The sequence below is a fragment of the Nitrosospira multiformis genome (assembly GCF_900111585.1).
Taxonomy (GTDB): Bacteria; Pseudomonadota; Gammaproteobacteria; order Burkholderiales; family Nitrosomonadaceae; genus Nitrosospira; species Nitrosospira multiformis_B.
This window is the reverse complement of sequence record NZ_FOHI01000006.1, coordinates 142841-167218: the sequence shown is the minus strand read 5'-3', so window position 1 is coordinate 167218 and position 24378 is coordinate 142841. Positions and strand designations below refer to the sequence as shown.

Below are 24378 nucleotides of genomic sequence, written 5' to 3'. Positions count from 1 at the left end.
GAGTCGACCTCGGGCAAGACGCTCTATTCGATAATTTTTGCCACGACGCCTGCGCCAACGGTCCTGCCGCCTTCACGAATCGCAAAACGCAGACCTTCTTCCATCGCAATCGGCGCAATCAGGTTTACCGTCACCGACACATTGTCCCCGGGCATCACCATCTCCGTGCCCGCAGGCAACTCGATTGCTCCCGTCACATCCGTCGTGCGGAAGTAAAACTGCGGACGATATCCCTGAAAAAAGGGGGTGTGACGCCCACCTTCTTCCTTGCTCAGAACATAAATCTCGGCTGTGAACTTGGTGTGCGGGGTAATGCTCCCAGGCTTGGCCAGCACCTGCCCGCGCTCCACTTCCTCGCGCTTGGTGCCCCGCAGCAATACGCCTACGTTGTCTCCAGCCTGCCCCTGGTCCAGAAGCTTGCGAAACATCTCAACGCCCGTGCACACCGTCTTGGTGGTAGGCCTCAATCCCACGATCTCGATGTCTTCCCCTACCTTGATGACGCCACGCTCAACACGCCCCGTCACCACCGTGCCACGACCAGATATGGAAAAAACGTCTTCAACCGGCATCAGAAAAGCGCCATCCACCGCCCGTTGCGGCTCCGGTATGTAGCTGTCCAGCGCTGCCGCAAGCTTGTAGATCGAAGGTTCGCCTATGTCGCTCTGGTCGCCTTCCAGCGCCTTCAATGCAGAACCGATCACTATCGGGGTATCATCTCCCGGAAAGTTGTATTTGGACAGCAGTTCCCGCACTTCCATTTCCACCAACTCCAGAAGCTCCGCATCGTCCACCATGTCCGCCTTGTTCATGTAGACGATAATGTAGGGAACTCCTACCTGCCGCGCCAGAAGAATGTGCTCCCGCGTCTGCGGCATCGGTCCATCCGCCGCCGATACCACCAGAATCGCACCATCCATCTGCGCCGCACCCGTGATCATGTTCTTTACATAGTCCGCGTGACCAGGACAGTCAACGTGCGCGTAATGCCGCTTCTCCGTCTCATACTCCACGTGCGAGGTGTTGATCGTGATCCCCCGCGCCTTCTCTTCAGGCGCCGAGTCTATCTGCGCATAACTCTTCGCTTCCCCACCAAACTTCTTCGCCAATACCATCGTGATCGCCGCCGTCAACGTGGTCTTCCCATGGTCCACGTGCCCTATCGTCCCTACGTTGATGTGCGGCTTCGTCCGCTCAAATTTGCTCTTTGCCATGATGTCCCTTTTAAAGCATTTTTTTGAGTTCTGTAATTGACGCCTATGGAGCCCATGGCCAGGATTGAACTGGCGACCTCTCCCTTACCAAGGGAGTGCTCTGCCACTGAGCTACATGGGCAAGCACGTCCTTGCCTAAACAATACTCCGCAACAATTTTGCCAATTTTCTAATGTTTTTAATTAACACTCATCTCTCCGCTCCGAGTCTGGAGCGGGTGAAGGGAATCGAACCCTCGTCGTAAGCTTGGAAGGCTTCTGCTCTACCATTGAGCTACACCCGCATCGAGCACGATCAGGACCAGAAAATCCAGCGAAGCATTCAACAGCTCTTCGGAGAAAAAATCATCGAACCGCACAACCTGCGCTCCCATTCACCAGAACCAAAACCAACCTCACCACGCAAAGCGTTCAAGACGCAGAAATCTACAACGCCCGCATTATCAGCTGCTGATCTGGTGGAGGGGGAAGGATTCGAACCTTCGAAGGCAGAGCCGTCAGATTTACAGTCTGATCCCTTTGACCGCTCGGGAACCCCTCCAAACGAAACCGTTAATTGTGAATGTTTCACGCGGATAAGTCAACGTGGATTTCAGGGTTTTTAATCTGGCGCAGGTATTATCCGCGCGAGGGGAAAACAATGAGTTGATCTGGATCGGGTAAAATTCCGCGTTCCCGCGGCGGGCAGCCACGGCGCGCGAAAATCGGTGATATCAGTGTGTCGAACCCTGACGCACTCCCAAAAGCTCTACCTCGAAAATCAGGGTAGCGTTTGGCGGGATAGCTCCCACGTTTGGCGGGACAGCTCCCCGCCCTTCCGACCCGTACGCCAGTTGGGGCGGAATGATCAACGTGCGCTGGCCTCCCACCTTCATCCCGATCACACCTCGGTCCCAACCTTTGATGACCCGTCCCGCGCCAACAAGGAACGAGAAGGGCGTACCACGGTCACGCGAGCTGTCGAACTTCTCACCCTTTTTGTCAGGAGCGCTCGCATCGTAAAGCCAGCCGGTATAGTGCAATTCAACCATCTTGCCGACCGCCGCTTCTTCACCGCTTCCTATTTTGGTATCCTGCTTGATGGGCTGGGTCACGGCAGAAAGGGTCTGTCCCATTTCCGAAATGGCGGGCTGGGGCAACAGCAAAGCGCCCAGCATGAATATTCCCAAACTGATCAGTGTATTTACCCTGGACATGAGAACCTCGAAAATTGAAATGAAAACCTTTCATACTTACTGCCTCTTATTATACCGCCAACCCATAGGGCGACTGTAGCGTCATGAAGGCTTTCGTTTTCGTTCAGGGATTCCTTGGTCATTGCCCATGTACTCATTAGTGGAGCGTGAAGCGTATGAAGGAGAGTTCATGCAGGATCGCTTAAATGAAAAGGTCGAAGAGATATTTACCAGCAAAGAGACATGTTCCCGGGAGCCGGGAGGATCACCTGCACGCCTGCATGACTCGCGTTTTGTGCGCTCCCTCTATCTCGTGGCAGGATTCGTCGCCCTGATACTCGGCGTGGTGGGGATTGTGCTGCCAGTACTCCCGACAACCCCATTTGTGCTGCTGGCAGCCGCCTGTTTTGCCCGCAGTTCCAAGCACTTCCACGACAAACTCCTGACCAATCGCATCACTGGTCCCATTATTCGCGAATGGATGGAACATCGCAGCATCCCACGCAAAGTCAAGCGTTGGGTATATCTGTTGCTGGTGCTGTCGCTGGGGAGCTCGATCCTGGTGATGCCCTCTGTCTGGCATCAGGGGATGCTCGTTCTGCTGGGGGTCATCCTGATAACCTTCGTCTGGCGAATTCCGGTCAGAGAACCGGATACTGATGCATGACGAGCATGGCGGCGCTGCCGCCAGATGGGAAGATGGCAATTACATACTTGCTACAACCGTTCTATCCCATGCGGGGGAAACACCGGTTCCACACATATAAAAGCTCCCCAGACGGTACACATCCTCCTCGAGAGGACGCGTACCTGTAAGATGTTCATCGCTTTCCCTAGTATTGCTGGGAAGCCTCTTTCGGTTCAGCAACATAAATTTCAACCCGGCGATTCCTTGCCCTGTTCTGAGGCGTGTCATTGGCGACAATAGGCTCCCGCGAGCCCCGGCCTTCGATCCTTACCCGGTTTGGAGAAACCCCGCGGCTCACCAGATAGTCCCGCGTGCTGGCTGCCCGGTTCAAGGACAAGGGGTTGTTGACTGCATCGCTGCCCGAGCTGTCCGTATGGCCGATAACAGTCACCTCTGTAACGGGATTATTGTTCAGGCTGGTGGCAAAGCTATCCAGGACAGGCCTGAAGTTCGGCCTGATGGCGGCGCGGCCAGTATCAAATGAAATATCGCTGGGGATATCCAGCCGCAGGCGATTATCAGAGGTTTTCACAACTTCCACCCCTGTTCCCGCTGTCGCCTGCTCCATTTCGCGTTTCTGCTCTTCCATTCTCCGGGACCACACGTTTCCGGCGATGGCGCCGAGCCCAGCCCCAGCCGCTGCACCGATTGCCGCGCCTTTCCCCTTACCCGCAATTGCTCCAATCAATGCGCCCGTGCCTGCGCCAATGCCGGCGCCTATGGCAGTGTCTCTCGTTCTGGTACTCTGGGTTTCGGGTGAACTGGCACAGCCACTCAATGCCAAAACCGTCGTTATTGAAATAACCGATAATTGCTTCCGCATGACTTCTCCTATTTTGGGGGAATTATTGCTTGAGAATTCCTGATAGCCTCTTCAGTGGTTCCTTAGACTTTAGCAGAGTTACAAGCAGATTCAACGGCAGAGGCAGTTCAATCTTGAGCATTACCCGTTTGCCGGCAATCTGGCCTAGCTGAGCCTATGTCGATAGGATTTGTTTCTTATGGAGGGGGAAAGTAATTTTCTTCGATCGGGGTTCCGGCCCGTAAAATTTTGCCTCACCCTCTCGGATGATGCATTTCGTGGATCTTTTTCAATCTTTCGCGTGCGACATGAGTGTATATTTGCGTGGTTGAAATATCCGCATGACCGAGCAGCAATTGCACCACACGCAAATCGGCACCATGATTGAGCAGATGAGTCGCAAAGGCATGACGCAATCCATGTGGCGACAACGGCTTCGTGATACCGGCCTGCCGCGCATAGCGTTTGATCAGATACCAGAAAGCCTGACGAGTCATGCCTGCACCGCGGTAAGTGACGAACAGCGCATTACTCGATTTTCCATCCAGCAGGCCAGAACGGATTTCCTTGATGTAGCGGATCACCCATTCCAGCGCCTCTTCTCCCAGCGGCGTCAGGCGCTCTTTTCCCCCCTTCCCCATGATGCGCACCACACCCATGTCCAGGCTGATCTGTCCGCTTTCCAGGCTCACCAGCTCTGAAACCCGAAGGCCGCTTGCATAGAGCACCTCGAGCATGGCGCGATCCCGTAATCCCAACGGAAGGCTCACGTCGGGTGCGCCAAGCAGGGCTTCCACGTCGGCCTCGGTCAAACTCACCGGCAGGTTGCGAGGAAGCCTGGGTGTATCGATATTGAGGGTGGGATCTGCATTGATCTTTCCCTGGCGCAACAGAAAGCGGTAAAACCGCTTTAGGCTCGAGAGTGCGCGACTGGTGGTGCTGGCCTTCATTCCAGCGGAAAACCTGCCCGCCATGAATCCAAGCAGATCGGAATGCGTGACTATCAGGAAACTGCTGTCGCCCGGTTTCTGTCGGACGAACCAGTCACCGAACTGCTCCAGATCGCTGCGATAGCTCTCCATTGTATTGCGCGAGAGCCCATCTTCCAGCCACAGCGCATCGCAAAATTCATCGAGCAGTTCCGCGTTCTGCTCAGATACCCTCATGCTGCAATAGCCAGCGCTTAATGGTGAGCGGCAATCCATCGCTGGCGTTCATGAAACCTCCCAGACTCCCGCTTTTGGCGATAACACGATGACAGGGAATAACGATGGGCAGCCGGTTGGCTCCGCATGCCTGTCCCACTGCGCGCGGGGCGGAATGCAACTCCATCGCGATAGCGGCATAACTGCGCGTTGCACCGGCCGGAATATCCTGGATGGCTTGCCAGACACGGCGCTGATGAATCGTCCCGCCGATGTGCAGTGACAGGTCGAACGCGAAACCAGGATCGGCAAGGTAAGCCTGTAACTGATCACATACTTCCCTGGCGAGAGGATTTTGCGGAACGAGAGTGGGCGTATCCGGCGGCAGGTATTCTATATCGGTCAGCCAGTCTTCGTCCGTGCGAAGGCCCAGCACGGCAAACGGTGTGGCAAGCTTGGCCTGATAATCTTCTGGCGGCTTCACCCGCCGTATCGACTTCTGTCTGATCATCCATTCCTCCCCTATCACTCCGACACTGCCGCTCACCGTGCAGCCGCATTGCAGAGTGAACAGGAATTCCATTATGAGATTTTTGGAAACGGTCCCGTATCTGCTTTGACTTTATGCGAATAGTCCGGCGATAATCGAAGCATTATCCGGTTTGAACAATCTGCCCGCAAGCCTTGAATCGAGGAGCAAGCTGTGAAATTTAATATAAAGAACGGAACACCCGAAAAGCAGCGTAGTGCCTGTGTGGTTGCAGGCATTTTCGAACAACAAAAATTGACCCCTGCTGCCGAAGCCCTGGATAAATCTGCAAATGGCTACATTACCGGCATCCTGGGTCGGGGAGATATGAAAGGCAAAGCGGGCTCGACACTGATGCTCCATAATGTGCCCAATAGCGCCTGCGAGCGCGTATTGCTGGTAGGGCTTGGCAAGGAGCAGGAACTCGGCGACAAGGGATACCGGGATGCAGTACGCGCAGTGTTCAAGGCGCTATCTGACACTGGCGCTGCCGATGCTATCCTGTTTCTGCTGGAAGCGCCCGTAAAAAACCGCGATCTCTCCTGGAAAGTCCTGCAAATCGCGATCGGCGGGCTGGAAAGCATGTACCGCTTCGACCGGTTGAAAAGCAAGGTCGAGGAAGCCGAACCGAAGCTGCAAAAAATTACCCTCGGTATTATCAAGTCGCTCACCGAGGAGGAACAGGCCGCCAGTGAGGAGGCTCTGCAGCAAGGATTGGCCGTGGCCGATGGCATGAGTCTGGCCAAGGATCTGGGCAATCTTGCACCTAACATCTGCACCCCGACCTATCTTGCGGAGCAGGCCATGAGTATGGCCAAGACCTACAAGCTCAAGGTGACGGTGCTGGAGCAAAAGGATATGGAGGATCTTGGCATGGGCGCATTGCTGGCCGTGGCGCGCGGCAGCCGCCAGCCTCCCAAGCTGATTGCCCTGGAATATTGGGGAGGGGCGAAGAAGGGAAAACCTGTTGTGCTGGTAGGAAAGGGCGTCACCTTCGATACGGGCGGCATTTCCCTCAAGCCAGCGCCGGAAATGGATGAAATGAAGTACGACATGTGCGGGGCCGCCAGCGTACTGGGCACCATTGACGCAGTAGCAAAAATGGGTCTTCCAGTCAATGTGGTTGGCATTATTCCGGCTACCGAAAACATGCCCGGTGGCAATGCCACCAAACCGGGCGATGTTGTTACCAGCATGTCGGGGCAAACCATAGAAATTCTCAATACGGATGCCGAAGGCAGGCTGATCCTGTGCGACGCCCTGGCCTACGCGGAGCGCTATGAGCCGGAATCGGTCATCAATATTGCTACGCTCACCGGGGCTTGCGTCATAGCGCTGGGTCACGTTGCCTCGGGTCTGCTTGGCAATGACGACGAACTGGCCCAGGAACTGCTGGATGCTTCGGAGCGTGCAGTGGATCGCGCCTGGCGTCTGCCGCTGTTCGACGAATATCAGGAGCAACTTAAAAGTAATTTCGCCGATATGGCCAATATCGGAGGCCGCGCTGCGGGAACCATTACCGCCGCCTGCTTCCTGTCGCGGTTCACCAAAAAATATCGCTGGGCGCACCTCGACGTAGCCGGCACCGCCTGGAAATCCGGTAAGGAAAAAGGCGCGACTGGACGTCCGGTACCGCTGCTCACCCAGTTTCTGATCAGCCGGACTACCAAACAATCCGGTAACACCGGCGAGACCGGCAGCCGCAAAAGCCGGCGTAAATCGAAGGAATGACGGTAATCGACTTCTACTCGGGCGGGGGAGATCGGCTCCACACCGCCTGCCGTCTGGTTGCAACAGCAGTACGGAAAGGATTCAAGGTCATGATTTACGCGCCTGACACGGCTACAGTCGAGCAGATCGATAAGTTGCTGTGGACTTTCTCTGCGACCGATTTTATTCCACACTGCCAGACAGGCGACAAGCTGGCTGAGTTCACGCCGGTAACACTCAGCGATAGTGGAAGGAATCCGCCGCACGATGATGTATTGCTCAACCTGGGCCCTGAAAACCCTCCTTTCTTCAGCCGTTTCCGGCGGCTGATTGAAATTGCCGGCAACACGGAGGAAGATACCCAGGCGGCAAGGAAACGCTACCGGTTCTATCAGGATCGTGGCTACGAAATACGGCATCACCGCCTGAGCCCCGGGTAGCCTGGCAATTCGTCAAATTACGCCGCAGACATCAATTCCCGGAATTCCCCCGCCTCCCTTTATCAGCCGGCAGTTCAATGACAAACAGTAAAAAAGCCTCGCAGGGTGAATATGACGAAATCCTGCACAAACTGGAAGTACTGCTGAGCAGGCATCAGGGCGCATCATCCACGCCGCTGGCTGACAGCGATAGCCACCTGGCCACCGGCTCATCCCGTTTGTCCGGGACCGCGACGAAGCAGGCACGGGCAGACGATATCCCCACCCTCACAGAGGTGGCTGCCACGCGATCCCCGTCCGGCGGCAGCATACCCACCCTCACGGAAGTCATGCATTCCGCGCCTTCGACACTTTCCCCCGCCGATATAACCGTGCTGCTGGAAAAAATTCTGGATGGGGCGCTGGAAGAAACCGGCGTCGCCTTGAATTCGAAGACACGCAAGGCACTGATACAGGCACTGAAATCACGCCTGTTCGGTCTTTGAAAACAATAGTGAAGCAGGCCCACCACATTCTGGCCCGTCGCACTTGACCTGGAAAACCGGCAGGGACCAGGGGCGCTGCCTCCATACTAGGCTCTGCTTCCCGACTTCTGCCACCATACCAGAAACCCGACCAGGCCCAGGCCAGCGAATATCAGCATATAGGCCTCGGGTTTGGGAAGATCGGCAATAACGACGACCTGTCCCCTGTCATTGATGCTGATGGCGCCCGTTATAACATATCCGGGCGGCAACCAGGCCAGTGAATTGAGGTCCATCATGCCTATACCATTGGGACCGGTGATAAAGGCATGGTTATCACCGGCAGCCATGGTAGACCATCCCACCACCTGTCCGGCATCGTTGATGTCAGTAGCGATACTGTAACCTCCACCTAGCGTCCCGAGATCCATCATCCCCACGCCATTGGGACCAGTGATGAAAGCGTGCGTATAACCCGCAGCCGTGCTGGAACCCCCTGCCACCTGCCCGGCATCATTGATGCCATAGGCGACACTGTAATCTCCACCCAGCGTCCCGAGATCCGTCATCCCCACGCCATTGGGGCCAGTGATAAAAGCGTGCCTCACGCCTCTCCCGACCACCTGTCCGGCATCATTGATATCATGAGCAACAGTTGCGAGTCCGTCCGGCAGGCTTTCCAGATGGGTCATGCCCGCGCCATTGGGACCGGTGATGAAAGCGTGCCCATATTCCTTGACGGTATACCCTGCCACCTGGCCAGCATTATTGATGCTGGTGGCGTAACTGGCATGTTCTCCCAGTGTCCCCAGGTCTGTCATGCCCACGCCGTTAGGGCCGGTAATAAAAGCATGCAAATTACCTGTGGCTGTCTGTGAGCATCCTACCACCTGCCCCGCATCATTAATGCCAAAGGTTGCGCTGGAATCACCGCCCAGTGTCTTGAGATCGGTTCTGCCAACGCCGTCGGGACCGGTGATGAAAGCGTGCCCATATTCCTTGATGGTGTACCATGCTACCTGGCCAGCGTTATTGATGCCGGTAGCGTTACCCGTCATTTCACTCGGCATAAGAGTGATCAGTTGGTTTCTTTTGAGATCCAGAATATATAAACGTTGTAGCTGTGCAAAGGCGGGGGAAACAAAGCACAATCCGGTACTCAAGACCAACAGCGGGAGCAAACCCTGCATTCTGGAGTCATTGGTCATTTTCATCATTCTCTCTCCAGTAAATGGTTTCAGGGATGCAAGGCTCTCCCATTTGCCAATCCCATACCGAAAGCTCTCCCCTTCGCGCCACATGGCTCTCCACCTGCCATTACAGCAATGCAGCTTAAAATCTGTCAGGCAAAAAGTATATGAGCCGATCGGTCTATCCAGCGATGGCAAGGCACTGTATTTTGGGCAATAATGAAACTCAAGCCAAGACATGGCTTGACGAGTTATCAACAGGCTTATCCCCCAGTCGGGGAAAGCCTCAATCAAAATCTTCCCGATCTCAATTATTTTTAAGCGAGATTAAGGCAGATTGCAAGACCTTAAAGTGAGCAAGCTGAAGAGTCGGCATGAGCGGCCTTCAGCAGAGTGCAGGGGCTGATTAGGGTCTGCCTCTGGCACCTGCGAAACGGGCTTGTTGCGGAGTCGGCGAGCAGACAGTACAAACTTCATACGGCGGAAGCGGGTATTCCGTGACGTTCTAAGAAGCATGCCATTAGATTTGACTGGATTCCGAGTCAGGGCCGGAACGACGAGATTCATCGTACTTGCTGGCCGGATCAATAAGGATAGCGGGACAGATTCCCAATGCTTTCATGGAATGCCCTGACCGGACAAGATGGGGGCACAGTTAAGAGGGGACTGCGCTTTCGGTCCTTGCGCCTTCCGTTATAATTGCGGGTTTTCCGCCAGACGATCGACAGTATGGAACTCGAAAAAAGCTTTGATCCCCGGACTATCGAACGCCGCTGGTATTCGCGCTGGGAGGCCGAAGGCTATTTCAGGGCGGGACCAGGGGGGACTGCGGGCGATCAAGCATCCGCATACTGCATCATGCTGCCGCCGCCCAACGTGACCGGCACCCTGCACATGGGGCATGCCTTTCAACATACCTTGATGGATGCCCTGACGCGTTATCACCGCATGCGTGGAGATAACACATTATGGCAACCTGGTACCGATCATGCCGGAATTGCCACCCAGATCGTGGTGGAACGCCAACTGGATCAGCAGAACATTGACCGGCGCGATCTGGGACGTGAGGCGTTTCTCACACGTGTGTGGGAGTGGAAAGAGGAATCCGGCTCCACCATCAGCCGCCAGATGCGCCGTATGGGCGCCTCCTGCGACTGGTCGCGCGAACGCTTCACCATGGACGAGGGACTCTCCCGCGCCGTGACTGAAGTTTTCGTGCGGCTTTATCGCGAAGGCCTCATCTACCGCGGGGAACGTCTGGTGAACTGGGACCCTGTGTTGCAAACTGCCGTTTCCGACCTCGAAGTGATATCGGTAGAAGAAGAAGGATCGCTCTGGCATATTCTTTATCCCTTCGAAAAGGATGCCGGAGGGAATCAGGATGGGGCAAAACCGGAAGGACTGATTGTTGCCACTACCCGCCCGGAAACCATGCTGGGTGATATGGCGGTAGCCGTGCATCCCGACGATGAGCGCTACCGGCACCTGATCGGCCGCCACGTGCGCCTGCCACTATGCGAGCGCAGCATCCCCATCATCGCAGACACTTATGTCGACCCGGCATTTGGCACGGGGTGCGTCAAGATCACTCCCGCGCACGATTTCAACGACTACCAGATAGGACAGCGGCACAAACTCGTTCCGCTCGGTATTCTTACCCTGGATGGAAAAATCAATGACCTGGCGCCCGCCGAGTATCAGGGATTGGATCGTTTTGCGGCCCGCAGGAAAATTGTCGCCGATCTTGAAGGACAGAATCTGCTGGTTGAAACAAAACCGCACAAGCTGATGGTGCCGCGCGGGGATCGCACCCAGGCTGTCGTTGAACCGATGCTGACCGATCAATGGTATGTCAGCATGAACGGTCTGGCGAGGCGGGGCCTGGAGGCGGTGGCAAGTGGAGAAGTGAAATTCATTCCGGAAAACTGGGCGCACGTATATAACCAGTGGCTTGAAAATATCCAGGACTGGTGTATTTCCCGCCAGTTATGGTGGGGCCATCGGATTCCCGCTTGGTACGACGAGGACAATAACATCTTTGTCGCGCATAACCTGGAGGAAGCGCAACGGCTGGCGGGCGGGCGCAAGCTGATGCAGGACGAGGACGTGCTGGATACTTGGTTTTCATCCGCACTGTGGCCATTCTCCACCTTGGACTGGCCGGAAAAGACACCGGAGCTTGAAACATTCCTGCCGACCTCCGTTCTGGTTACCGGTTTCGACATCATTTTTTTCTGGGTAGCGCGCATGGTGATGATGTCCCTGCATTTCACCGGCAAAGTGCCTTTCCGGGAGGTATATATCACCGGCCTCATCCGCGATGCGGAAGGCCATAAGATGAGCAAATCCAGAGGCAATGTGCTGGATCCACTGGATCTTATCGACGGCATTGCATTGCCGGAGTTGATCGCCAAACGCACCAGCGGTCTGATGAACCCGCGGCAGGCCGAATCCATCGAAAAAACCACGCGTAAGCAGTTTCCGGAGGGAATCCCGGCGTTCGGCGCCGATGCACTGCGCTTTACTTTTGCCAGCCTCGCCTCTCACGGCCGCGATATCAAGTTCGATATGCAGCGCTGCGAAGGCTACCGGAATTTCTGCAACAAGCTCTGGAATGCGGCGCGCTACGTGCTGATGAATTGCGAAGGCAAAGATACCGGCGTGGCGGAATCGGTGCCTCTGGAATATTCGGATGCCGACCGCTGGATCATCAGCCGGCTGCAACAGGCGGAAACCGCGGTCGCGCAGGCTTATCAGGATTACCGCTTTGACATGGCAGCTCGCGAAATCTACGAATTCGTCTGGGATGAGTATTGCGACTGGTATCTGGAGTTCGCCAAGGTACAGCTGAATTCCGGCAATGAAGTGGTACAGCGCACTACCCGCCGCACCCTGGCTCGCGTCCTGGAAACGGCTTTAAGACTTGCCCACCCCCTCATCCCGTTTATTACCGAAGAATTGTGGCAGAACATTGCCCCGCTCGCTGGCAAGCAAGGGGTGAGCATCATGTTGCAACCCTACCCTCAAGCCGATCCCTCCAAGCTCGACGCAACCGCAATCGGGAATATCGCTGCGCTCAAGGAGATGATCAACGCCTGCCGCACGCTACGGGGCGAAATGAACCTCTCCCCGGCATCGAGGGTACCGCTTCTGGCCGTAGGCGACGGAAAAACACTCGCCAGCTTTTCTCCCTATCTGAAGGCGCTGGCCAAATTGTCGGATGTCGAAATCGAACAGGATCTGCCCCCCGCCGAAGCACCGGTGGCAATCGTCGGTGAATTCAGGCTGATGCTGAAAATCGAGATTGATATTGCTGCGGAGCGTGAGCGGCTGACCAAAGAGCTCGACCGTGTCCAGACGGAAATGGAGAAGGCGCAAACCAAGCTCGCCAACAGTAATTTTGTGGCGCGCGCACCGGCAAAGGTGGTGGAACAGGAAAAAGAACGCCTTGCCAGTTTCGGAACGACATTGGGGAAACTGAAAGAGCAACTTCAGAAACTGGGTTGCTGAATCGGGTCAAAAAGTTCAAGAGGCGGATGGCCTGCGCTATAATCTCTTGTTTGACAACAAAATGAATCTCGCCTCCCGCCTCGCCAGCGGGCTTTATAAAAAGGAGGAATAATCATAATCGTCTTATTGGGTGGTCCCGGCGCGGGAAAGGGAACTCAAGCCAACTTCATCAAGGAGCATTTCGGCATTCCGCAGATATCGACAGGAGACATGCTGCGCGCAGCTGTCAAGGAAGGCACCGAACTGGGTCTCATGGCCAAAAAGATCATGGACGAGGGCGGTCTTGTTCCGGATGACGTTATCATCGGTCTGGTGAAAGCGCGCATTGCACAGCCGGATTGCAGCAAGGGTTTTTTGTTTGATGGCTTTCCCCGCACCATCCCGCAGGCGGATGCGATGAAGGCTGCCAAAGTGCCTGTCCAGTTCGTCATTGAAATTGATGTATCCGATGAAGAGATTGTCAGGCGCCTTTCCGGCCGGCGAGTACATTCCGCCTCGGGGCGTATTTACCATCTGATATTCAGTCCGCCTCGGGTCGATGAGAAGGATGATGTAACCGGCGAGCCGCTGATACAGCGTGATGATGATAAAGAGGAAACGATCCGGAAACGGCTCGAAATCTATCACGCCCAGACCGAACCATTGGTAGAATACTATGCCAGCTGGTCAGCTAGTGGCGAAAAAGATGCTCCCAGGTATGTGAAAATCACGGGGGCCGGATCAGTGGAAACAATCCGCGACGCCATTTTTGCGTCGCTGAGATAGCTTCAGTCAAAACTCCTGGTGGAACTCAAGCCTGGTATCACCGCCGTTTTAATTCGCTAAGAGAGCAATACGCAACGGCAGTAGTCCTCGTTGCCGTCTGCATGTATGGCGCCAGCACTGTTGCGCCACGGGAGAAAGCGTGCGTACGCTGACGGTAGATGTTGGAAGATTTAAATAATCGGGGGAGAAATATGGCAGCAAAAAATGCTTTTTATGCTCAGTCCGGCGGCGTTACGGCCGTCATCAACGCTTCCGCAGCCGGTGTAATTGAAACTGCCCGCAAGCAAAGCGGAAAGATAGGCAGGATTTATGCAGGGCGCAACGGGATCATCGGCGCGCTTACCGAGGATCTGATCGATACCGGCCAGGAATCCGATGCCGCAATCAGCGCGTTGCGGTACACACCCTCCGGAGCATTCGGGTCCTGCCGCTACAAACTGAAAAGCCTTGAACAGAACCGGCGGGAATATGAACGCCTGATCGAAGTATTCAAGGCTCATGACATCGGCTATTTCTTCTACAACGGCGGTGGCGATTCAGCGGACACATGTCTCAAGGTATCGCAACTGTCCGGCACACTTGGCTATCCCATTCAGGCCATTCATGTGCCAAAAACGGTGGATAACGACCTTCCCATCACGGACTGCTGTCCTGGCTTCGGCTCGGTGGCGAAGTACATCGCTGTATCCACACTCGAGGCCAGCTTCGATGTGGCAAGCATGTCAGCAACGTCCACGAAGGTGTTCGTGCTGGAAGTAATGGGACGACACGCCGGCTGGATAGCAGCCGCGGGAGGCCTGGCGTCCAGCCCGGAGCGTGAAATTCCCGTCGTCATTCTCTTCCCCGAAATCAGCTTCGACAAACAGAAATTCCTCGCCAAAGTGGATAGTTGTGTCAAGAAATTCGGCTACTGCTCGGTAGTGGTATCGGAGGGCGTAAAAGGAGATGACGGCAAATTCCTCTCCGACCAGGGGGTGCGCGATGCGTTCGGGCATGCGCAATTGGGTGGGGTAGCGCCGGTGGTGGCGAACATGGTGAAGGAGGGGCTCGGACTCAAATATCACTGGGGCGTGGCGGACTATCTGCAACGCGCGGCACGTCACATCGCCTCCAAAACCGACGTTGAGCAAGCATACGCCATGGGCCAGGCTGCGGTGGAATTCGCAGCCCAGGGGCACAACTCCGTGATGCCTACCATAGAACGTATTTCCGCCAGGCCCTACCAGTGGAAAGTAGGCATGGCGCAGTTGTCGCAAGTCGCCAATGTCGAAAAAATGATGCCCGAGAACTTTATCACCGAAGATGGTTTTGGCATCACTGACCTGTGCCGGGAATATCTGGCACCGCTTATCGAGGGCGAAGACTATCCGCCCTACAAGGGTGGCCTGCCGGACTACGTACGGTTGAAGAATGTGGCGGTCCCGAAAAAATTGAGCGGCTTCACACTTTGAGCCGCTTTAACCTGGCGTAACCGGAAGCGCATACATATTGTTCACAGGAGTGTGCACCGGCAGCAAAGCAACCGCTGAGCAGCACTCTCTGTGAACGATAACGCTGCATCTTTCTTGTATGCGTTTCCCCATAGCCGATTTTAACTGGAGATTTAAATGAGTACTGGTTTAATCATCGCAATTGGTTGCGCGATGGCGGCACTCCTTTATGGAGTGGTTTCGATAAGGTGGATTGTAGCGTTGCCAGCAGGCAATGAACGCATGCGGGATATTGCCACGGCGATTCAGCAGGGCGCCTCGGCTTATCTGAACCGCCAATACACCACCATCAGCATAGTGGGTGTTATTCTGCTGATGGCAATCTTTCTTGCTTTGGGCTGGCAGACTGCCGTTGGGTTTGCTCTGGGCGCATTCTTGTCGGGGCTGACCGGGTATATCGGCATGAACGTATCGGTGCGTGCGAATGTACGCACGGCGGAAGCAGCGCGGCATGGTCTCAATGCTGCGCTGGATGTTGCCTTCAAGGGGGGAGCCATTACCGGTATGCTGGTGGTTGGCCTGGGTTTGCTGGGCGTGGCTGGCTACTTTGCCCTTCTGGTCGGCATGGGCGCAAGTGAATCGCAAGCCACTCATGCTTTGGTGGGGGTTGCCTTCGGCAGCTCGCTGATCTCCATTTTCGCCCGTCTCGGCGGAGGAATTTTCACCAAGGGTGCTGACGTCGGCGCGGACCTGGTCGGCAAGGTGGAAGCCGGTATCCCTGAGGATGACCCGCGCAACCCCGCGGTGATTGCCGACAACGTGGGCGATAACGTGGGCGACTGTGCAGGAATGGCTGCGGACCTGTTTGAAACCTACGCCGTTACCATTATCGCGACCATGCTGCTGGGTGGACTGCTTATCACCGACAGTCCGAATGCGGTGCTCTATCCGCTGGTACTGGGTGGCGTTTCGATTATTGCTTCCATCATCGGCTGTTACTTTGTCAAGGCACGTGAGGGCGGCAAAATCATGAATGCGCTTTATCGTGGGCTGGCGGTTGCCGGGGGACTGGCGGCAATTGCCTACTATCCCATCACGACTATCATGCTCGGTGAGGGCGTAATGATCGAGGGGAAACTGGTTTCCTCAACCAATCTTTACCTCTCTGTACTGGTTGGCCTGGCGCTCACCGCTGCGATGGTCTGGATCACTGAATACTACACTTCAACAGAATTCAAACCGGTACGCCATATCGCAGAAGCCTCCAGCACCGGTCATGGCACCAATGTCATTGCCGGTCTGGGGGTTTCGATGAAGGCAACAGCGTGGCCGGTTATTGTTGTATGTCTTTCCATCTGGATCACATACGAACTGGCGGGTCTGTATGGCATTGCCGTCGCCGCCACCTCGATGCTTTCCATGGCCGGAATTATCGTTGCGCTGGATGCCTACGGCCCCATCACGGATAATGCCGGTGGAATCGCCGAAATGGCAGGCTTGCCGTCGGAAGTGCGCGATATCACCGATCCTCTGGATGCCGTTGGCAATACCACCAAGGCCGTGACCAAGGGCTACGCCATCGGCTCTGCCGGTCTGGCTGCGCTGGTTCTGTTCGCCGACTACACCCATGCGCTCGCGAGCGGCGGCAAATCCGTGACCTTTGATTTGTCCGATCATATGGTCATCATCGGCCTGTTCCTCGGCGGCATGGTTCCCTACCTGTTTGGCGCTATGGCGATGGAGGCCGTGGGCCGTGCTGCCGGCTCGGTAGTGGTGGAAGTCCGGCGCCAGTTCAAGGAAATCCCTGGAATCATGGAAGGAACAGCCAAGCCCGACTACTCGCGTGCGGTGGATATGGTGACAAGGGCGGCGATCAAGGAAATGATCCTTCCCTCCCTGCTTCCGGTTGCCGTTCCCCTGATCGTCGGCCTCATGCTGGGTCCGGTTGCGCTTGGCGGGGTATTGATCGGCGCAATCATTACAGGCATTTTCGTGGCAATTTCGATGACCGCAGGGGGCGGCGCCTGGGATAACGCCAAGAAATACATTGAAGATGGCCATTTCGGTGGAAAAGGTTCGGAAGCGCATAAGGCAGCCGTTACAGGTGATACAGTAGGCGATCCTTACAAGGATACTGCGGGTCCGGCCGTGAACCCGCTCATCAAGATCATGAATATCGTGGCGCTCCTGATTGTGCCGTTGTTATAATTTTTTGCGTTCTCCAAAACACGCCGGACCTTCCGGCGTGTTTTGTTTTGGGACCCCAAATCTCACATATACCCGGAGGGCTTGCTTTATGAATAAAAAAAACGTGCTCACGCTCGACGATGCCAAGGTTATTGCCGCCGCCGCGGAAGCAGAAGCCACGCGCAACAACTGGCCGGTGGTGATTGCGATCGTCGATGATGGTGCTCATCTTATCTACTTGCTGCGCCTCGATGAAACACAATTTGGCAGTGTCGAAGTTGCAATACAAAAGGCGCGGGCAGCCATTGCATTCCGCCGTCCGACCAAAATCTGGGAAGAACAGGTGGCTGCCGGAAGCATCCGTTATCTTGGTCTGCCGGGCACCCTGCCCATCGAGGGGGGCTTGCCGATCGTGGCGGAAGGGCAGTTCATCGGCGCCGTGGGAGTAAGCGGTGTGCGCTCCCATCAGGATGCGCAGATTGCCCGGGCAGGACTGGAGGCGCTCCTCAAAAATACCTGAGAAGATTGCTTGGGACGCAGGATACAGCGGGTATTCTACGCTCAGAGCCTGCTGCCCCTCCTCCTGGCAAATCCGGAGAAAATTCGGGGTAGGCCGGCAGAAGAATATTTCCTCTTGGGCACCCCGTATTCTCAGGCTTCGTACTCCCAGACCTTGCCATCGGCTCTATCTGTTCGCGCTGAGTTGACTTTTAATTTTCTTTTCGTATTCCTCTATCAACTTGAGGCTGAGTTAAGGTAGGATGACTCCATAACGTCATCGTAACCGGTTATTAAACATCTCTGCACATGAACTCCCCCGAGTTGCGGCAAAAAGCCTTTTTACTGATGTTGATTGCCGTCTCCGTGGCATTCATCTGGATACTGCTGCCTTTTTACGGCAGCGTATTCTGGGCGGCCGTTCTTGCCATCATATTTACACCGTTTCATCGCAGGCTGCTGGCCGCCCTCGGACAGCGGCGCAACCTCGCCGCGTTCATCACATTGTTGCTCGTTCTGGTCATCGTGATTCTTCCGGTCACCCTGATGACAATTTCGCTCCTGCAGGAAGGAGCCCTCATCTACCAGAAAATCCGCACCGGTGAGTTGAATTTCGGAATGTATTTCCAGCAAATCATGAGCGCTGCGCCCCCGTGGTTGGTCAACCTGCTCGACCGCTCGGGGCTCACCAATATCGCGGAGTTGCAGGACATGCTATCAAGCGGTATCTTGCGCGGCAGCCAGTTCATCGCCACGCACGCGCTTGGCATTGGTCAGAACGCTTTTGGATTTTTCGTGAGCTTCGGCATCATGCTGTATGTGCTATTTTTTCTGCTGCGTGATGGCGACAGTCTGGCGGCAAAGATCAAGCAGGCAATGCCTCTTACCATGGAACACAAACGGCACTTGTCCAGCAAGTTCACTACGGTCATTCGCGCAACCGTCAAGGGCAACGTCGTCGTTGCCGCCCTTCAGGGCACCTTGGGCGGTCTGATATTTTATTTTCTCGGCATTCAAGGGGCTCCGCTGTGGGGCTTCGTGATGGCGTTTCTTTCCCTGATACCGGCAGTCGGCGCCGGCCTCATCTGGATCCCGGTGGCCATCTACTTCCTGTTTACCGGCGCTGTCTGGCAGGGTACCGTTCTCATCGCGTTCGGCGTGTTCGTAATCGGATTGGTTGACAACCTCTTACGCCCAGTCCTGGTGGGACGAGATACGAGGATGCCGGATTACGTGGTGCTCATCTCGACACTCGGGGGACTGGTCCTGTTCGGCCTCAATGGCTTTGTGATCGGGCCAGTTATCGCAGCATTGTTCATGTCCGCATGGGATCTCTTCGCTGCATCAATGGAGACTCCCAGGATCGAAAAAAAAGATTGAGGCGCAAGATAGGCTTCGCCTGAAATGAAGTTCAAGAGAAGCCAGGACAGGGATCAGGAACGGGAGTTCTGATCGTGATTACGAACGAATATACGCCCCGTGGAAACCAAATGGCACGTGCTGGGGAACACTTGCACGAGCAATTTCCGACAAATCCCGCGCATCGAGCAGCAGCAGATACGAATTGTTCGCAGTAGAATCCAGGACCACCGTCAGCAATATGCCGTCGTCCTCGGATCGAGCGTCTGGCCGTGCCACAAATACGGACTCGCCAGGATATTGACCGTCCTGCCGCCACTCCTTGACGTCGCCTGTCAGATCAAATTTAACGACAGTATCAAGAAAAGCCGATTCCCCCTGTCTTGCAATACCATTCGCGTAAACATATCGGTACGTTTTGCGGTTGCATTGCTCATAATTTATGCGCGGCAGTTCGGCTGAATGGTCAACCAACCTTCGGGAACTAACGGTGCCGGCGGGCACGTCGATAGTAAATCGCCTTAATTCGTTTTTAGGGTATGCCTCCTGGTTCCGCTTGTTGAGTAATGAGTTCAGGTAGAAGTATTGCACTACGTCCGCATCGGGATACACAATAATGTCGAGGTCTATTTTGCTATGGTCGTTATTATCAAATGCATTGACATGGTGAAAGCCGAACCAGGCTTCGTCAGTGTGCGCATATCTGACTTCCCCCGTCTGGCGATCAACGAGCGAGAAGCGCGTGCCGCGCTCAGGTTTCCATGTGTAGTTTGCTATAAATGGCTTACCTCTTACCAACATGCTTATTGGATTCACCACCAACGGAAATTCCATCAAAATTAAATATTGCTGGCTGAGTCCAAAACTATGCATATACGATGGTCTGCCTGTGCTGTAGCTGCCTATCAGTTGGCGCTTTTTGCTGCCATCAGACAACCTGTAGACATTGTATGTAGATTTGTGACCAAAGCTGAGCAGGTAGTTAAATTGATCACCTTGATCCTGATGCGGGTGAGCAGTTGTCAAATTCCCCTTCAGCCCGTCGCTGTAACTGACAATACCTATAGTCTTGAGGGTATCTACGTCGAAAGCAACGGGTAGCGGAGTTTCTGTTTGAGCTACAAATTCTTTGGCAATCTTTCCGATAGACACATTAGCATTGGCGCCGGATGTTGACCCTGTAAAGACTTGAGTAATACGCTTGAACAAGGAGCGGCAGGGATCAGTGGCAAATTCTCCATATTTCATTTTTCCGTCTTTAGCCGCTCGAAGAGCGGGGGTGTCGAGGAACCTATTCGCGTAGCTGATGTGGCCATTGGCAATATCGAACTTATGCAGCATTGCCAGGCCATCGAACCAGTGGTTAAGTGTCTTGCCTTCCAAACGGAAACGGGCAGGACCGTTACGCACGAGCGTGCCGGATAGCCAGTCGGGAATAACGCCCTCTACCTCTAGCGAAGAAACAGTGATTTCTTTTGTTTGATCTGCAAACCCTTTCTTATAATCGCATGTCATTTTAGCATCTCCTTTCATTCGACCCCCCGTTGTTGCAAAAGCAGAGAGCGAATGTTCATGAAAATCGGCTGGGCGGAGTCCCGAATCGATGACAGAACCCTGGCTCGTAGATGGGTAGTCATTTCGATTGATAGCTTATCCCCGGGAAAATTTCATCCGGAGCCGAATCACCCAGGCGAAGAGGCGTCCCCCAAGCAGCCATCTTGCCATAACCGACATTTTGGAATCGAGAGGCAGCGCATGACGAACGGGAGGTCTGGATACCTTCACCGCGCTCAATACTGCCTTTGCGATGATTTCCGGACCCGGCGCTTCGGGTTCTCCCGCCACCAGATTATGTACGCCCGCAAGAAGTCTTTCATAGGCTGTGGAGTGCGGGATTCTCTCCAGTGCCCTCAACTGATTTGGCACAAACTCGGTCTTTATCAATCCGGGGGCGATCAGCACGACATTGATGCCAAACTCCATCACCTCCCCCCGCACCGCGTCAGTCAACGCTTCGATGGCATACTTCGAGGCCGAATACCAACCGAAACCGGGAACTGAAATCCTGCTCAGCGCGGAGACAATATTGACGATACACCCCGATCGCTGCTCCCGCATGTGCGGAAGCACCGCTTGCATGAATCTCGCATAGCCAAAAAGATTGACCTCGAGCTGCCGATGAGCGGTTTCGAGCGGAACACATTCGACGGCGCCCGGCTGACAGATCCCGGCGTTATTCACCAGCACATCGATTCGCCCGTGGGTCGATATGATGTGGGCTACCACCTGGCGGACAGTTGCATCATCGGTCACATCTAGGCAGATGGGCTCGATATGGCTGGAGCGTATCTGTTCCAGCCTGTGCATGCGCCGGGCGAGAGCAAATACATAATATCCGTTCTGGGCAAAAAGTTCTGCTGTTGCCCTGCCGATACCACTGGAAGCACCGGTTACCAACGCGATCTTGTCGGCCATATGTTTCTTCCTTTTAGAGTTGCCATTCCTTGGGCTTTCTATACATAATGAGTCAGGAACATGGCTTGCCGGGCAATTCCTAGTTTTGTTACCGGGACAGGTTCCCAATTTCTCTGCCGGGAACCGCAATACTGGCTTATCATGCAGTGAAATTCATCCTCCGATACTTCTTTATAGTACCCTGTCACGCCACGAGTTCGTTTCTCCCGAATACCTGATCCGTATATCCCCATGAGGAGAAGATTATGAAAACTGCACTGATCACAGGCGCAAACCGCGGGATTGGACTTGAATTCGCACGTCAATACGCAGCGGAAGGCTGGCGTGTTCTTGCCTGCGCGCGCCATCCTGAGAAAGCAGGAGAACTTCAAATGTTGGCAAACCAGCATCCGGAGCGGATGAAGGTACATGCGCTTGATGTTGCCGATCACCGGCAAATCGACGAGCTGGGGCGGTCTCTTTCCGGCGAATCCATCGATCTGCTTCTCAACAATGCCGGCATCTACGCAGAGGCGCATCGTTCGGGAATATTCAGGAGCGAGGATTACGAAGCCTGGATGCGCACGTTTCTGGTCAATACCATGGCGACACTCAAGATGGCGCAGACATTTGCATCACAGATCGCCCGGAGCAGTCAAAAAAAGATTGTGACCATCAGCAGTAAAATGGGCAGTATCGAGGACAATGATGGCGGGGGAAGCTATATGTACCGGTCCAGTAAGGCGGCGGTGAACATGGTGGTCAAATCGCTTTCGATTGACCTGAAACAGGCGGGAGTAATTGCGGTGGTACTGCATCCGGGATGGGTGAAAACAGACATGGGGGGAGCCAATGCCTTGATCTCGTCTGCTCAAAGCGTATCCGGCATGCGACAGGTGATCGATCGCCTCACCCTTAAGGATTCCGGCAGGTTCATTGAGTACGACGGGAAGCCGGTGCCGTGGTAGAGGACTCCTGCCGGATTGATTACTGGTCTGGCCGCAATAAGCTCCCGCGCTCCGGTTATTCGACGATTACAGCCGTGCCGCTTGCGGAAACCATGAGCATGCCATTTTCTTTTCCCAGTACCTCGTAATCGATATCGATGCCCACTACTGCATTCGCTCCAAGGTCGTGCGCACGCTGCTGCAGTTCTTCGAGCGCGATGTCCCGCGCGCGCTGCAACTCTTTCTCATAGGTTCCGGAACGTCCGCCCACCAGATCGCGGATTCCCGCAAAGAGGTCCTTGAATATATTGGCGCCCAGAACTGCTTCGCCCGCCACCACCCCGCAATATCGGGTAATACGCTTCCCATCGATGCCCGGTGTTGTAGTAAGTTGCATATTTCTCCCGCTTAGAATTAGGGAACTGTTAAAGGTCAGGACGCTTCCATCGCACCGGTAGCGAATCTCCATCCCCAACGGGAGATACCGCTCATGATCCGCCTGCTTTGGGGGGCCGCTTGCGAAGTTTCTTCAGGGGCCTTCTCCCTGGTCCTGGCGTACCATCCCGGGACCTGGGTTGTTCTGGAGGTACGGCACCTTTACGGCGGACATTCCGATCCGGCGTGCTGGCCCGGTTTACCGGCGTAAGCGCGATTTCGAGTTCGTTGATCTCATCCCATTGAGCTTCGGTACGCTGCCTCTCCGGTATCGCAAGGAGCTGCTGCAAGCGCTGATACGGAAGAACTTGTTCTGGTTCATCCATGATATATTAACGTGCCGCTTTGCTGATAATTATTATCATTTATAATATTAGCCTTTCTGCCTTCATATCCGGAGTAAATCAAATGTCCAGTGCGCGCCTCAATCGTTATCTTACCGCAATGATATGCTGTGTCACGCTATTTACCGCAGATGCATCCGGGGCGGAGGAAGTGGTCGTCTATTCGGCACGCATAGAGCAACTCATCAAGCCGATGTTCGATGCCTTCACCAAGGATAGCGGCATTGTTGTCAAATTCGTCACCGATAAGGAAGGCCCCTTGCTCGCGCGCCTCAAGGCAGAAGGCAAAAACACTCCGGCTGACGTACTGCTCACCACCGATGCCGGCAACTTGTGGGAGGCGGCGCGGGAGGGACTGTTGCGTCCGGTGGAGTCAGAAATACTCGAAACGAATGTTCCCGCTCATCTCCAGGATCCTTTGAACCGATGGTTCGGCTTATCGATACGCGCCCGTACCATCGTTTACAACACCAACAAGGTAAAACCCTCCGACCTTTCAACCTATGAAGCGCTGGCAGATCCCAAGTGGAAGAACCGCCTGTGCGTACGCACTTCCAAGAAAGTATACAACCAGTCGCTGGTGGCAATGATGATTGCCGAGCATGGAGAACCGAAAACCGAGCAGATTGTAAAGGGCTGGGTTGCCAATCTTGCAACCGATCCTCTTTCGGATGACACCAAGGCTATGGAATACGTTGCTGCAGGGAAATGTGACGTCACTATTGTCAATACTTATTATTACGGGCGTCTGATGAAAAAGAACCCGAAACTACCGCTTGCGATTTTCTGGCCGAACCAGGACAACAGCGGCGTCCATGTAAATATTTCGGGTGCAGGCGTGACAAAATATGCGCATCACCCTCAAGCGGCGATCAAGCTGATCGAATTTCTATCCTCGGAAAAAGCGCAGAATCTGTTTGCCGACGTAAACATGGAGTATCCGGTGAACTCCAAAGTCAAAACCGATCCTGCCGTAGCCGCGTGGGGCAGTTTCAAACAGAATACGATAAATGTGAACAAAGCTGGAGAACTGCAAGCGGAAGCGGTAAAACTGATGGATCGCGCCGGCTACAAGTAAGATATAACCGGGTGA

21 protein-coding genes and 3 tRNA genes are annotated in these 24378 nt (G+C 54.7%); 12 read left to right on the top strand and 12 right to left on the bottom strand.

Annotated features, from left to right (window positions below):
• Window positions 1-23: 23 nt before the first annotated feature.
• The 5 genes from tuf to BMW46_RS10670 all read right to left on the bottom strand — a co-directional run bounded on the left by tuf (window position 24) and on the right by BMW46_RS10670 (window position 2409).
• Window positions 24-1214: an elongation factor Tu gene (gene tuf / locus BMW46_RS10690; RefSeq protein WP_074708320.1), complete on the bottom strand. Its 1191-nt coding sequence runs from the start codon at window positions 1212-1214 to the stop codon at window positions 24-26.
• Between the two features lie 46 nt (window positions 1215-1260).
• Window positions 1261-1335, bottom strand: a tRNA-Thr gene (locus BMW46_RS10685).
• A gap of 88 nt (window positions 1336-1423) precedes the next feature.
• Window positions 1424-1497, bottom strand: a tRNA-Gly gene (locus BMW46_RS10680).
• 172 nt (window positions 1498-1669) lie between these two features.
• A tRNA-Tyr gene (locus BMW46_RS10675) sits at window positions 1670-1754 on the bottom strand.
• A 172-nt stretch (window positions 1755-1926) separates the two neighbouring features.
• Complete coding sequence (locus BMW46_RS10670) at window positions 1927-2409, bottom strand: FKBP-type peptidyl-prolyl cis-trans isomerase (RefSeq protein ID WP_074708317.1); 483 nt, start codon at window positions 2407-2409, stop codon at window positions 1927-1929.
• Window positions 2410-2578: 169 nt separating this feature from the next.
• Between BMW46_RS10670 and BMW46_RS10665 the strand changes: the two genes are divergently transcribed.
• Window positions 2579-3055 carry a YbaN family protein gene (locus BMW46_RS10665; RefSeq protein WP_081355775.1) on the top strand — a complete coding sequence of 159 codons (477 nt, stop codon included), beginning with the start codon at window positions 2579-2581 and terminating at the stop codon, window positions 3053-3055.
• A 166-nt stretch (window positions 3056-3221) separates the two neighbouring features.
• Here BMW46_RS10665 and BMW46_RS10660 read toward each other — a convergent pair whose 3' ends face one another.
• The 3 genes from BMW46_RS10660 to BMW46_RS10650 form a co-directional block, all read right to left on the bottom strand.
• Window positions 3222-3899, bottom strand: a complete 678-nt coding sequence (locus BMW46_RS10660; RefSeq protein ID WP_074708315.1) for a YiaD family glycine zipper/OmpA-like lipoprotein — start codon at window positions 3897-3899, stop codon at window positions 3222-3224.
• 233 nt (window positions 3900-4132) lie between these two features.
• Window positions 4133-5044 (bottom strand): site-specific tyrosine recombinase XerD, encoded by a 912-nt coding sequence (gene xerD, locus BMW46_RS10655; RefSeq protein WP_074708312.1) that lies wholly within the window; start codon window positions 5042-5044, stop codon window positions 4133-4135.
• A complete protein-coding gene (locus tag BMW46_RS10650; RefSeq protein ID WP_074708445.1) occupies window positions 5031-5534 on the bottom strand; it encodes a methylated-DNA--[protein]-cysteine S-methyltransferase in 504 nt (167 codons plus the stop codon). Before BMW46_RS10650 ends, xerD begins: the two co-directional genes overlap by 14 nt.
• A gap of 192 nt (window positions 5535-5726) precedes the next feature.
• Here BMW46_RS10650 and BMW46_RS10645 point away from each other — a divergent pair, with 192 nt between their 5' ends.
• From BMW46_RS10645 to BMW46_RS10635, 3 genes are all read left to right on the top strand, one after another.
• Entirely contained in the window at window positions 5727-7283 is a 1557-nt protein-coding gene (locus BMW46_RS10645; protein WP_074708309.1) for a leucyl aminopeptidase, read from the top strand.
• A complete protein-coding gene (locus BMW46_RS10640) occupies window positions 7280-7702 on the top strand; it encodes a DNA polymerase III subunit chi (RefSeq protein ID WP_074708307.1) in 423 nt (140 codons plus the stop codon). Before BMW46_RS10645 ends, BMW46_RS10640 begins: the two co-directional genes overlap by 4 nt.
• Before the next feature lie 77 nt (window positions 7703-7779).
• A complete protein-coding gene (locus BMW46_RS10635; protein ID WP_074708304.1) occupies window positions 7780-8187 on the top strand; it encodes a hypothetical protein in 408 nt (135 codons plus the stop codon).
• A gap of 86 nt (window positions 8188-8273) precedes the next feature.
• Here the strand turns inward: BMW46_RS10635 and BMW46_RS10630 are convergent, their stop codons facing one another.
• Entirely contained in the window at window positions 8274-9383 is a 1110-nt protein-coding gene (locus BMW46_RS10630; protein ID WP_081355777.1) for a hypothetical protein, read from the bottom strand.
• A gap of 702 nt (window positions 9384-10085) precedes the next feature.
• Between BMW46_RS10630 and BMW46_RS10625 the strand changes: the two genes are divergently transcribed.
• The 6 genes from BMW46_RS10625 (at window position 10086) to BMW46_RS10595 (ending at window position 19126) form a co-directional block, all read left to right on the top strand.
• Window positions 10086-12866 carry a valine--tRNA ligase gene (locus tag BMW46_RS10625; RefSeq protein ID WP_074708301.1) on the top strand — a complete coding sequence of 927 codons (2781 nt, stop codon included), beginning with the start codon at window positions 10086-10088 and terminating at the stop codon, window positions 12864-12866.
• A 111-nt stretch (window positions 12867-12977) separates the two neighbouring features.
• Window positions 12978-13631: an adenylate kinase gene (gene adk, locus BMW46_RS10620; protein WP_074708298.1), complete on the top strand. Its 654-nt coding sequence runs from the start codon at window positions 12978-12980 to the stop codon at window positions 13629-13631.
• 191 nt (window positions 13632-13822) lie between these two features.
• A complete protein-coding gene (locus tag BMW46_RS10615) occupies window positions 13823-15082 on the top strand; it encodes a 6-phosphofructokinase (RefSeq protein WP_074708440.1) in 1260 nt (419 codons plus the stop codon).
• A gap of 156 nt (window positions 15083-15238) precedes the next feature.
• On the top strand, window positions 15239-17269 hold the full coding sequence (locus tag BMW46_RS10610) for a sodium-translocating pyrophosphatase (RefSeq protein WP_074708295.1): 2031 nt from the start codon (window positions 15239-15241) through the stop codon (window positions 17267-17269).
• A gap of 88 nt (window positions 17270-17357) precedes the next feature.
• Window positions 17358-17768 (top strand): GlcG/HbpS family heme-binding protein, encoded by a 411-nt coding sequence (locus BMW46_RS10605; protein WP_074708292.1) that lies wholly within the window; start codon window positions 17358-17360, stop codon window positions 17766-17768.
• A gap of 287 nt (window positions 17769-18055) precedes the next feature.
• Complete coding sequence (locus BMW46_RS10595; protein WP_074708287.1) at window positions 18056-19126, top strand: AI-2E family transporter; 1071 nt, start codon at window positions 18056-18058, stop codon at window positions 19124-19126.
• Between the two features lie 78 nt (window positions 19127-19204).
• Here the strand turns inward: BMW46_RS10595 and BMW46_RS10590 are convergent, their stop codons facing one another.
• Window positions 19205-20638 (bottom strand): carotenoid oxygenase family protein, encoded by a 1434-nt coding sequence (locus BMW46_RS10590; protein ID WP_218141793.1) that lies wholly within the window; start codon window positions 20636-20638, stop codon window positions 19205-19207.
• A gap of 117 nt (window positions 20639-20755) precedes the next feature.
• Window positions 20756-21580, bottom strand: coding sequence for an SDR family NAD(P)-dependent oxidoreductase (locus BMW46_RS10585; protein WP_074708282.1), 825 nt, complete (start codon window positions 21578-21580; stop codon window positions 20756-20758).
• 245 nt (window positions 21581-21825) lie between these two features.
• Between BMW46_RS10585 and BMW46_RS10580 the strand changes: the two genes are divergently transcribed.
• Complete coding sequence (locus tag BMW46_RS10580; RefSeq protein ID WP_074708279.1) at window positions 21826-22527, top strand: SDR family oxidoreductase; 702 nt, start codon at window positions 21826-21828, stop codon at window positions 22525-22527.
• 55 nt (window positions 22528-22582) lie between these two features.
• Here BMW46_RS10580 and BMW46_RS10575 read toward each other — a convergent pair whose 3' ends face one another.
• Window positions 22583-22903, bottom strand: coding sequence for a heavy metal-binding domain-containing protein (locus BMW46_RS10575; protein WP_011380091.1), 321 nt, complete (start codon window positions 22901-22903; stop codon window positions 22583-22585).
• A gap of 446 nt (window positions 22904-23349) precedes the next feature.
• Here BMW46_RS10575 and BMW46_RS10565 point away from each other — a divergent pair, with 446 nt between their 5' ends.
• On the top strand, window positions 23350-24363 hold the full coding sequence (locus tag BMW46_RS10565) for a Fe(3+) ABC transporter substrate-binding protein (protein ID WP_218141792.1): 1014 nt from the start codon (window positions 23350-23352) through the stop codon (window positions 24361-24363).
• Window positions 24364-24378 lie beyond the last annotated feature (15 nt).

Coding starts and splice junctions, on each gene's coding strand:
- tuf (WP_074708320.1), bottom strand. CDS start 1,214: ATGGCAAAGAGCAAATTTGAGCGGACGAAGCCGCACATCAACGTAGGG.
- BMW46_RS10670 (WP_074708317.1), bottom strand. CDS start 2,409: ATGTCCAGGGTAAATACACTGATCAGTTTGGGAATATTCATGCTGGGC.
- BMW46_RS10665 (WP_081355775.1), top strand. CDS start 2,579: ATGCAGGATCGCTTAAATGAAAAGGTCGAAGAGATATTTACCAGCAAA.
- BMW46_RS10660 (WP_074708315.1), bottom strand. CDS start 3,899: ATGCGGAAGCAATTATCGGTTATTTCAATAACGACGGTTTTGGCATTG.
- xerD (WP_074708312.1), bottom strand. CDS start 5,044: ATGAGGGTATCTGAGCAGAACGCGGAACTGCTCGATGAATTTTGCGAT.
- BMW46_RS10650 (WP_074708445.1), bottom strand. CDS start 5,534: ATGATCAGACAGAAGTCGATACGGCGGGTGAAGCCGCCAGAAGATTAT.
- BMW46_RS10640 (WP_074708307.1), top strand. CDS start 7,280: ATGACGGTAATCGACTTCTACTCGGGCGGGGGAGATCGGCTCCACACC.
- BMW46_RS10635 (WP_074708304.1), top strand. CDS start 7,780: ATGACAAACAGTAAAAAAGCCTCGCAGGGTGAATATGACGAAATCCTG.
- BMW46_RS10630 (WP_081355777.1), bottom strand. CDS start 9,383: ATGATGAAAATGACCAATGACTCCAGAATGCAGGGTTTGCTCCCGCTG.
- BMW46_RS10625 (WP_074708301.1), top strand. CDS start 10,086: ATGGAACTCGAAAAAAGCTTTGATCCCCGGACTATCGAACGCCGCTGG.
- BMW46_RS10615 (WP_074708440.1), top strand. CDS start 13,823: ATGGCAGCAAAAAATGCTTTTTATGCTCAGTCCGGCGGCGTTACGGCC.
- BMW46_RS10610 (WP_074708295.1), top strand. CDS start 15,239: ATGAGTACTGGTTTAATCATCGCAATTGGTTGCGCGATGGCGGCACTC.
- BMW46_RS10605 (WP_074708292.1), top strand. CDS start 17,358: ATGAATAAAAAAAACGTGCTCACGCTCGACGATGCCAAGGTTATTGCC.
- BMW46_RS10595 (WP_074708287.1), top strand. CDS start 18,056: ATGAACTCCCCCGAGTTGCGGCAAAAAGCCTTTTTACTGATGTTGATT.
- BMW46_RS10590 (WP_218141793.1), bottom strand. CDS start 20,638: ATGAAAGGAGATGCTAAAATGACATGCGATTATAAGAAAGGGTTTGCA.
- BMW46_RS10585 (WP_074708282.1), bottom strand. CDS start 21,580: ATGGCCGACAAGATCGCGTTGGTAACCGGTGCTTCCAGTGGTATCGGC.
- BMW46_RS10580 (WP_074708279.1), top strand. CDS start 21,826: ATGAAAACTGCACTGATCACAGGCGCAAACCGCGGGATTGGACTTGAA.
- BMW46_RS10575 (WP_011380091.1), bottom strand. CDS start 22,903: ATGCAACTTACTACAACACCGGGCATCGATGGGAAGCGTATTACCCGA.
- BMW46_RS10565 (WP_218141792.1), top strand. CDS start 23,350: ATGTCCAGTGCGCGCCTCAATCGTTATCTTACCGCAATGATATGCTGT.